The sequence below is a fragment of the Acidisphaera sp. L21 genome (assembly GCF_009765685.1).
Classification (GTDB): Bacteria; Pseudomonadota; Alphaproteobacteria; order Acetobacterales; family Acetobacteraceae; genus LMUY01.
On record NZ_LMUY01000065.1, the window covers coordinates 57,275 to 66,911 of the forward strand.

The 9,637-nt window shown below is 66.2% G+C and carries 10 protein-coding genes; 8 read left to right on the forward strand and 2 right to left on the reverse strand.

Going from position 1 to position 9,637, the window contains the following annotated elements:
• Window positions 1–11: 11 nt before the first annotated feature.
• Complete coding sequence (locus GSQ76_RS12265; RefSeq protein WP_158744196.1) at window positions 12–188, reverse strand: hypothetical protein; 177 nt, start codon at window positions 186–188, stop codon at window positions 12–14.
• Window positions 189–244: 56 nt separating this feature from the next.
• Here GSQ76_RS12265 and GSQ76_RS12270 point away from each other — a divergent pair, with 56 nt between their 5' ends.
• From GSQ76_RS12270 to GSQ76_RS12295, 6 genes are all read left to right on the forward strand, one after another.
• Window positions 245–937: a TetR/AcrR family transcriptional regulator gene (locus tag GSQ76_RS12270; protein ID WP_158744197.1), complete on the forward strand. Its 693-nt coding sequence runs from the start codon at window positions 245–247 to the stop codon at window positions 935–937.
• Complete coding sequence (locus GSQ76_RS12275) at window positions 934–2,970, forward strand: FUSC family protein (RefSeq protein ID WP_158744198.1); 2,037 nt, start codon at window positions 934–936, stop codon at window positions 2,968–2,970. The genes GSQ76_RS12270 and GSQ76_RS12275 overlap by 4 nt, the downstream gene beginning before the upstream one ends.
• Window positions 2,967–3,179: a DUF1656 domain-containing protein gene (locus GSQ76_RS12280; RefSeq protein WP_158744199.1), complete on the forward strand. Its 213-nt coding sequence runs from the start codon at window positions 2,967–2,969 to the stop codon at window positions 3,177–3,179. Before GSQ76_RS12275 ends, GSQ76_RS12280 begins: the two co-directional genes overlap by 4 nt.
• Window positions 3,176–4,078, forward strand: coding sequence for an HlyD family secretion protein (locus tag GSQ76_RS12285; RefSeq protein ID WP_158744200.1), 903 nt, complete (start codon window positions 3,176–3,178; stop codon window positions 4,076–4,078). The genes GSQ76_RS12280 and GSQ76_RS12285 overlap by 4 nt, the downstream gene beginning before the upstream one ends.
• A 339-nt stretch (window positions 4,079–4,417) precedes the next feature.
• On the forward strand, window positions 4,418–5,413 hold the full coding sequence (locus GSQ76_RS12290) for a capsule biosynthesis protein (protein WP_158744201.1): 996 nt from the start codon (window positions 4,418–4,420) through the stop codon (window positions 5,411–5,413).
• 36 nt (window positions 5,414–5,449) lie between these two features.
• Window positions 5,450–6,097 (forward strand): ABC transporter ATP-binding protein, encoded by a 648-nt coding sequence (locus tag GSQ76_RS12295; RefSeq protein ID WP_158744202.1) that lies wholly within the window; start codon window positions 5,450–5,452, stop codon window positions 6,095–6,097.
• 130 nt (window positions 6,098–6,227) lie between these two features.
• Here the strand turns inward: GSQ76_RS12295 and GSQ76_RS12300 are convergent, their stop codons facing one another.
• Window positions 6,228–7,313 carry a polysaccharide biosynthesis/export family protein gene (locus GSQ76_RS12300; protein WP_158744203.1) on the reverse strand — a complete coding sequence of 362 codons (1,086 nt, stop codon included), beginning with the start codon at window positions 7,311–7,313 and terminating at the stop codon, window positions 6,228–6,230.
• A 232-nt stretch (window positions 7,314–7,545) separates the two neighbouring features.
• Between GSQ76_RS12300 and GSQ76_RS12305 the strand changes: the two genes are divergently transcribed.
• Window positions 7,546–8,751, forward strand: a complete 1,206-nt coding sequence (locus GSQ76_RS12305; protein ID WP_158744204.1) for a glycosyltransferase family 1 protein — start codon at window positions 7,546–7,548, stop codon at window positions 8,749–8,751.
• Window positions 8,741–9,637 (forward strand): glycosyltransferase (locus GSQ76_RS12310; RefSeq protein ID WP_254070376.1); only part of this gene is annotated, 897 nt, incomplete at its 3' end. The genes GSQ76_RS12305 and GSQ76_RS12310, both read left to right, overlap by 11 nt.

Genomic DNA, 9,637 nt, shown 5'->3' on the forward strand with positions numbered 1-9,637 from the left:
GCGGGCGATTGCTATAGGCTGGCCTTCAACTCCACCACAGCACCACCGGACGTGCGTTCCCGCTGCGGCAGGCTACCCAGCCAGGACGCGTGCCGCAGCCGATACGGATCACCATGGTCGTCCGGGGCGAACACGAAGCGCTGCGGGAAGGCGTGCTGGACGAGTTGCGCACGATGCTGCGTCGGCATCTGCTATGAAGAATCTTCTTGCACCGCAGCATGTGCGGGCTTAATGAAACCGCACAGTGTCAATTATCGCCTTCCAAGATCCCGCCGCCCGCCCGCCCGCCTCAACCCGCCGTAGCGGCCGGCCGTCGCGAGAGGCGGCGGAGGCAATGCCCGACCGGATTCTCGCCAGCGCCCGCGCGTTGTTTCTGGAAAACGGGTTTGCCGCCACCAGCGTGCAGCAGATCGCGGAGCACGCCGGCGCGACCAAGCGCACGCTGTATGTGAAGGTCGGCGACAAGGAAGCCCTCTTCCGCGCCGTCATCGACGAGGTGTTCCGCGATTGGCGCCACACGGTGGACGCTGCGGGAGCCAGCGGATCGCTGCAGATACGGCTGGAAAAGGTCGGGCTGCAATTGCTGCTGGCGCTCCTGGCGCCGGACATGGTGCGGCTGAACCGGGTGCTGTTGTCGGAGGCGTACCGCTTCCCCTCCCTGGTCGAAACGCTGGTCCAGCAGATCGAGTTGGGGCCGATCCCACAGTTGGCCAGGTTGCTGATGGAGGCGCGCGGCGCCGACGGCACGCCAGCGCTGGCGGACGAGATTTCGGCACGCTTGCTCTACGACATGATCTCCGGCGCGCCGTGGCGGATGGCGCTGACCGGGCGTCGCCCGAAATTCGAAATGTCGCATGCCGACTGGGTGCGGCAGGCGGTGGGCATATTCCTGAACGGTTGGCAGGCCACGCTCGGCCAGGTGGGGGCGGGCGAATGACCCTGCCGAGCTTGCGGGCCTGGATCTTCTCGCTGAAGGCCTTCGCCGCCGCCGCGTTGGCGCTCTACATCGCCCTGCGCATCGACCTGCCGCGGCCCTATTGGTCGGTGACGACGGTGTATGTCGTGGCCCAGCCCTTCGCCGGACCGACCTTGTCCAAGAGCCTATACCGCCTGCTCGGCACAGTTCTGGGCGGCATCGGCGCGGTGCTGCTGGTGCCGAGTTTATCCACCTCGCCGGGATTGCTGACGCTGGCGCTGGCCTTGTGGACCGGTGGCTGCCTGTTCCTGTCGCTGCGTGATCGCCGCCCCTATAGCTACATCTTCATGCTGGCCGGCTACACCGCGCCAATCATCGCCTTCCCCTCCGTCGACGCACCCGGCGAGATCTTCACCACCGCCATCGCCCGCGTGCAGGAGATCGGCCTGGGCATCATCTGCGCCAGCGTCATCGGCTCGCTGGTATTCCCGGATGCGATCGGCAATCTGTTCGGCGAGCGGGTTCGCGTCTGGCTCGGACATGCCGGCGCCTGGGCGCAGGAGGCGTTGGGAGATCCATCAACGGCGATGCCGGAAGCCGCGCGGGCCAGGCTGGCGGCGGATGCGATCGATATCGACGTACTAGCCTCCCATCTCGGCTACGACCCAGGATCCCCGGGCCGGGTGGGACATTGGTCGGACATGCTGCGGTCCCGCATGCTGCTGCTGCTGCCTTTGACCTCGTCCATCGCCAGCCGGGTCCGGGCGTTGCGCCCATACGGTCTCCCCCCGGCGCAACAGGGCGCGGTCGATGCCATGCGCGGCTGGCTGCAGAACGGCGCGCCGGAGGCAGAGGCGGCCCCGCTCCGCCACACGATCCAGTCGGCCTTCCCCGCCTTGGGCGAAGGGGCAAGCTGGCCCGAGCTGCTGCGTGCCAATCTGATGGTCCGGCTGCGCGATCTGCTGGATCTGCAGGCGGATTGCGCGCGGCTGCGGCGCTATATCCTGGGTGCGCCGGGCCGGCCGAAACTCGCAGTTCCGGACGTCGACGGCGCCGGCGGGGCAGGTGCGCGGCACGTGGATACCGGGCTGGCGATCCGCTCCTGCCTGGCCGCCATGGTGGCGATCATCGGCAGCACCGCCTTCTGGATCCTCACCGCCTGGCCGGACGGCAGCTCCCTACCCGTCATGGCGGCGGTGGTGTGCAGCTTCTTCGCCGGGTTGGACAATCCCGTAGGGGGCCAGCTGGGGTTTGCGAAATGGAGCGGCATCGCCGTGTTGGTCAGCGGGTTCTATGTCTTCGCGATCATGCCGATGGTGCAGGATTATGAGTCGCTGGTCCTCGTGCTGGCGCCCCTGTTCATCCTGGCCGGGCTGGTTGCCTATAACCCGAAGAACATGATCATGGGCCTGGCCGTGGCGGCGAACACGCCGGCGCTGCTGGCGCTGCAGAACCGCTACTCGGCCGATTTCGCTAGCTTCGCCAATGGCGGCCTGTCCCTGGTGGGCGGCATGTGGTGCGGCGCCCTCGTAACCGTGATCGCCCGGGTGGTGCAGCCGCAATGGGTGGCGCGCCGGCTGCTGCGGGCGAACTGGGCCGCCCTGGCCCGCGCGGCCGAGCAGCGCGGCAGTGGCAACCGCGCCGTCTTCGCCAGCCGGATGCTGGATCGTGCCGGGCAACTGGCGCCGCGCCTCGCCGCCGGGCAAGGCTGGCCGGAGATGATGGCCAGCGTCCGGATCGGTCTGAACGTGGTCGACCTGCGCCGCGGCCGCCATCTGCTGTCGCCCCCGATGCGGGCTGCGCTGGATGCCGTCCTGGACGGGTTGGCGGCGGAATTCCACGTTCGGGCCGGCACCCAGCGCTACGCCCCGGCCCGGCTGCATTTGCAAGCTCTGGACGACGCCATTGCCAGCGCCGCCGCCATGCCGCCGGGCCAGTCGCGCGACGACGTGGTGCTCGGCCTCGTCGGCATCCGCCTCGGCTTTTTCCCGGACGCGGCGGAATACGCCCCGCCCCTCATCGAAACCCTCCCAGTTCTGGAGCACGCGGCGTGATCGGTGAGTTGAGCCTCTACGGCGTGTTCGTGCCGGCCTTGCTGGTGTGGGCCTTCCTGGCCGTGCTGGCCACGGTGGCGTTGCGCACCATCCTGCGGCCGATCGGCTTCTACCGGCTGGTTTGGCACCCGGCGCTGTTCGACGTCGCCATCTTCGTTATTCTCTTGGGCGGCGTCGTCGCCCTGGCTTCACAATGGGCACCGACATGAAGTTTCTAGCCGCCCTCGGGCGCATCGCCGTCACCCTCGTCGTCGTCCTGGTCGCGGTGGTGATCGGCCGGCAGATCTGGACCTACTACGTGGACGACCCCTGGACCCGCGACGGCCGGGTGCGGGCCGATGTCGTCGGCGTGGCGCCGGACGTGACCGGCCCCGTGGTCGAGGTGATGGTCCATGACGAGCAGGCCGTCCACATCGGCGACGTGCTGTTCCGCGTCGACCCGGCGCGGTTCGACCTCGCCTTGCAGCAGGCCGATGCCGTCGTCGCCGCCCGCAAGGCCTCGCTGGACCAGGCGGTGCGCGACTTCAACCGCTACCACCAGCTCTCCACCCTCTCCACCTCGCAGGAGAAGCAGGAGCAGACCAACGCCGCCATGCAACTCGCCAGTGCCTCCTACCGCCAGGCGCTGTCGGATCGCGGCGTGGCGCAGTTGAACCTGGCCCGGACCGAGGTGAAGGCCCCGGTGAACGGCACCATCACCAATATGGACCTGCGCCCCGGCGACTACGTGGCGGCCGGCAAAGGGGTGTTCGCGCTGGTGGATAGCGACACGATCCGGGTCGAGGGGTATTTCGAGGAGACCAAGCTGGAGCGTATGGCCCCCGGCGACCGGGTGACCGTGCAGTTGATGGGCATGCCAACCCTACTGAACGGCCACATCCAGAGCGTCGCCGCCGCCATCGCCGACCGGGAGCGCACGGCCTCCGGCGACATGCTGGCCAACGTGAACCCGACCTTTAGTTGGGTGCGGCTCGCGCAGCGCGTGCCAGTGCGGGTGGCGTTGGACGACGTGCCACCCGGTCTGCCGCTGCTTGTGGGACGCACGGCGACCGTCGTCGTGCAGAACGGGCAGGTGCATACCCCATTCAACCTACTGGCCTGGCGCTGATCCGATATCACTGGGTCTGAATATCAGCCGCCTGGCAGTGGTCATCGAACGTTCGAATCACGTCTCAGAAGACTGGATTCGTAACAAACAACATAAGTTAAGCCGCGGTTTCGCATTGCGTTTCGGACCATCTTCAGGCAAGCCAACGACATGGACGGCATAGATGTCACTGCGCCCGATGTCGCAACCCAAGGCATGCGGTACAGGGTTGCAATGCCCCGTCATAAGCCACCTTCGTGGCTTAAGCGGCATTTGCAGCTTTTTTGCTTCATCGTCGCAGTCGTCGTTCCGACGCTGATTGTATCAGTTTATTACTTCACCATTGCTGCTGATCAATATGTGTCCGAGGCGAAGTTCGTCGTACGCGGGCCGGCGGCACAGTCTCAGGGCAATCTTTCATCGCTGCTCGCCTCCACCGGGCTGTCGCATGCGGAGGAGGATACCTACGCCGTTCAGGACTACATCACGTCCCGCGACGCGTTGACCGAGTTGGTCAAGACGCAGGATGTCGGAAGCGTGTTCCTGCGGCCCGAGGCGGATTTCTGGTCGCGCTTCCCCCGCTTCAGTTTCCACCGCACGTTTGAGCATTTCTACCAGTATTACCAGAACCACGTCGAAGTCCTGCTCGACTCCAGCACCGGCGTTTCGACGTTGACGGTTCGAACCTTCCGGCCAGACGATTCCGAGCGTGTGGCATCTGCCCTGCTCGTGTCGGCCGAGAACTTGATCAACCGCATGAACGAGCGCCAGCGTGAGAATGCGATGGGCGATGCGCGCAAGGAGGTTGGCGTTGCCGAGGCCCGTGTGCAGCAGGTCGCCAAGGAAATTGCCGAGTTCCGTAACCGCGAGGCATTGCTGGACCCGACGAAGCAATCCGTGCCGATGCTCGCTGGCATCAACGAACTGCAGACCATGCTGTCGCGGACTAATCTGCAGCTCTCGCAGGTGACCACATCGACGCCGCGTAGCCCGTTGATCTCCGATCTGCGTCGCCGGGCCGAGGCGTTGCAGGGGCAGATCACCGACGCACGATCCAAGATCACCGGCACCGACGCCTCTCTCGTGCCGAAGATCACCGCATTCGACATGCTGGAATTGCAGCGTCAGTTCGCCGACAAGCAACTCGCCTCCGCCACCAGCTCGCTGGAGGCAGAAAGGCTGCAGTCGGAGCGTCAGCAGCTCTATCTCGAGACGATCGTAAGGCCGAACGTGTCGGACTACCCGGCCTATCCGAAGCGGCTGGCCTCCATCGCCGTCGTGTTCGCCTGCCTCTGCGGTGCGTTCATCGGTGCAACATTGGTCATCTCTGGTGCGCGGGAACACCGGATCGCTTGATGGCGCTACGCGTGTCCGGGTTTGCTGTGTGATCTGATGATTCGCTGCGTCGACATCGTCAAGGACTACAAGGTGCATCGCGGCAGCCGCCGCGTGCTGGACCACGTCAATTTTGAGGTCCAGCCCGGCCAGAAACTGGGCATTCTCGGCCGCAACGGCGCCGGTAAATCCACCCTGATCAAAATCATCGGCGGCGTCGAACTAGCCACCTCCGGCCGGGTCGAGCGGGATATGTCGGTGTCCTGGCCGCTGGCCTTCGGCGGGGCGTTCCAGGGCAGCCTCAGCGGGCTGGACAATCTGCGATTCATCTGCCGAATCTACGGTCTGGATTACGACTCCACCCGGCGTTTCGTGGACGATTTCGCCGAGCTGGGCCACCAGCTGCGCGAGCCGGTGAAGACCTATTCCTCGGGAATGCGCGCCCGCCTGGCCTTCGCGCTGTCCATCGCGATCGAGTTCGATTGCTACCTGATCGACGAAGTGATCATGGTCGGCGACGCCCGGTTCTTCGACCGCTGCAAATCAGAGCTTTTTGGCAAGCGCAACGACCGCGCGATGATCCTCGTGTCGCACGACATGTCGTTCATCCGCGAGGTCTGCGACACCGCCGCAGTCATCAACAACAGCGTCCTCACCATGTGCGGCAGCGTGGACGAGGCGGTGGATTTCTACCGCGCCTTGTAGGCCGCCAGTTGCCCGGCGGCCTAGAACATTGTCGCGCGATGAGAATCATCGGGCGGATAAAAATCCTCGCCAAAACAAAGAGCTAGAGCAAAGTTCGTGCATCTTTCAGCACGAAATTTGCTCTAGGTCGCTATTGAACGACGGCGCGGGCCGTGATCGCCGGGGTGGCGAAGGTGTAGATCAACTGCAGGAACTTGTAGATCTGCACCGTCGGCGCGTTGGCGATGTAGATGACGTCCTTGTCCTGCATCGGGAACTGCTGGATGGCAAAGAACGTCTGCGGCTCCCGCATGTTCACCTTGTAGATCACGGGCGTGCCGGTCGGCGCCGTGCCCGGCACCGCTGGCGCCGCAGACGTCGGCGCACCCGGCGGCAACACGCCCAACGCGGCTGCATTGGCCGGCCGTTCGTAGCGGAACAGGAACACGGCCTCGGGATTGGCGCGATCGTCGTTCAGGCCGCCCACGCGCGCCACCGCCTCGGCCAGCGACACCGTGGCAGCGTCGAATTGCACCTGCGCCACCCGCCCGGTCGCGCCGAACGACAGGTAGGAGCGCGGCAGGTAATCCACCTGGATCCGATCCTGCGGCTCGATGGCGATATTCTCCGCCGGAATGGTCTGCACCCGGGTCAGCGAGGTCGTCGCCTCCTGCCCATGGCGGTCCACCTTCACCAGCGTGTCCTGCGGGCTGTGCGTCGGGCCGCCGGCCAGGGCCACGATGTCCAACAAACGCTCATGCGCAAGGGACAGCGGATAACGGCCAGAGGCTTTCACGTCGCCTGAAATGTAGACGATATTGCTGCCGTTGGTGACCAGGCTGACCAGAACCTGCGCCTGTGCGGTCTTGTCCCTCAGCCGGTCCTCGATGATGCGTTGAACCTCGGTCGTGGTGTGCCCGGCGACCCGGATTTCCCCGGCATAGGGCACCATGATCAGCCCATTGCGGTCCACCTGCAGGCGAGGCAGGTTTTCGGCCGTCGAACCAGTCGGCGCGGCATCGGTGTCGGACGTGGCCTTGCGCGGGCTGAACAGGCCGTTCCCCGCCTCGTAGATGGTGATGGCCAGCACGTCGCCTGGCCCGAGCCGGTCCACGGCAGCGTTGGTGCGCAGGTTGTCGATGATGCTCATCTGGCGTTCCTGCTGGCCACGCAGTTCCTGCACCACCGCGGGCGTGAGGTCGACCAGCTTGATCCCGAGCGGGTTGTTCGTGGACAAAGTCCCATCCAGAACCTGGCTGTTGCTAGGGCCGGAGGTGGGGAGGGAGCCACAGCCGGACAGTAGGAGGACGGATGCAACGCTGGTTCGGCAAGCAAGCCGTATGGCGGAATTGGTCATAGGTGCTAGACGCTCGCCCCGTATGTCATCGTCACCACTCGATCGAGGGCCAAGCCCAGGCTTACTGGAACCACCGCAGGCGACGCAAGGCGTTGACACGCGATCTGTGTGTGTGGACCAGCGGGTCGTGCTGTGGACGCGCGGCACCGGTGCGTCCGAATATGCGAGCGGGCTGCGGCGTGGCGTGCGGGCAGCCGGCTTCACATTGTCGGCGCTCACCGACTCGGCCGATCCAGACGACGTTCCGCCGGGTCGCGCCTGGCGCTGGATGGCAGCCGCGTCGCCCTGGCCAGTCCAGGCAAATCCCATTCCGGGCGGCATGTTGGCACGCGACGTATTCCGCCGGGCACAGGTGCATTTCGACGCCTACGGCCGCTATCTCCGCCTGCGCACCCCGTCCCCGCCGGCACTGATGCACTGGAGCTATCCGCTTCCGCTGCATCTCGCGGGCGTGCCGAACCTGTATTCCGTGCTGGACCTGATTCCGCTGCTGCAGCCGGATCTGACGCCGATCCGGCTGCAGCGCAGCCGCCGCATGCTAGCCCGGCTGCGACATGAGGCCACCCACCTCGTCACCATCTCGGAAACCTCGCGGCGGGAGATCATTTCCACGCTCGGCTGGCCCGCCGATCGGGTGACCAATACCTACCTGCCAGTCGACGTCGCCCCCACCCTCGCAAAGGCCGCAGACATCCTGGAGGCGTTGGGTCTGGCACCCGGCGATTACTTCCTGCATGTCGGCACGGTCGAGCGGCGGAAGAACATCGCCCGCATGGTGGAGGCGTATCGGCTGAGTGGATCGTGCCGGGCGCTGGTGCTGGCCGGGCCGGATGGCTGGCAGGCTGCGGAGGAACTGTCCGCCGCCGGCGACCTGCTGGTGCCGGCCGGCACCGCGTCCCGCGCCGCGCAGGGCCGTCCCCGCATCATCCGGGTCGACTGGCTGGCGCGGGAGGCAATCCTGGGCCTGATCCGCGAAGCCGCCGCGGTCCTGGCGCCGTCCCTGGCCGAAGGGTTTGGCCTGCCCACCGTGGAGGCGATGGCGCTTGGCGTCCCGGCGCTGACCACCAATGTCGGCGCCCCGGCCGAAATAGCGGCCGGCGCGGCCCTGCTGGCAGACCCGTACGACGTTCGGGCACTGGCCGCGGCGATTGCGGCCCTGGATGGCGATGCCGGCCTGCGGGGCAGGCTGGTCGCCGCCGGCCGCCTCCGGGCGCAGATGTTCTCGCCCGGGGCCTATGCGGACCGGCTCTGCGCGCTGTATGGCGCGGTGCTGGCTGGTTGGCCGGCGACCAAGCGGGGAGACACAGGTGCAGGCTGACCGGAAGACGATGCGGATCGGTGTGGATGGATTCAACATGGCCATGCCCCGGGGAACCGGCGTCGCCACTTACGGCCGCATGCTCACCAACGTGGTGGGCGATCTGGGCTATCCGGTGGACGTCCTGTACGGCATGGCATTCGGCGGCAAAACGCCGGAGATGCTGCGCGAGGTGATCTTTTTCGACGGGCTGGACAAGGAGGGCGGTCGCAAGTCCCCCCTGCCCATGAGCCCGCGCTGGATCAAGGATGTGGTGACCACGCCGCTGGGCCGCACGGCCATGCAGGTGCCGGTGACCGGGCGGGTGATCGCCAGCCCGTTCGCGGCGCGCATGCCGCATTTCGACCGGTTGCTGAACGTGTTCGAACTGTTCGAGGTCGCCCAGCGCTACTTCCGCCGCACCCAGCGGTTCCTGACCGTGCGTATCCCCGACCCGCCGGCGATCATGCACTGGACCTATCCGCTGCCGATCCAGATCGAGGGCGCGCGCAACATCTACACCTTGCACGACCTGGTTCCACTGCGCCTGCCGTATACGACGCTGGACAACAAGCGGGCCTATCTACGCCTGATCCGCGGCTGCCTGCGCTGGGGCGACCACATCTGCACCGTGTCGGAATCCTCGCTGCGGGACATCGCGTCGTTGTTTCCTGTCGACCGGGCGCGCGTGACCAACACCTATCAAACCGCCGGGCTACCGGATCACATCGCGCCGGGCGAGCAATTGGCCGACTGGCTGCTGCGGTTGTTCAACCTGGAACACAAGGGCTACCTGCTGTTCTACGGCGCGCTCGAGCCGAAGAAGAACGTCGGCCGCATGGCGGAGGCCTATCTGGCCAGCGGCATCACCACGCCCCTGGTCATCGTCGGCGGTCGCGCCTGGAAG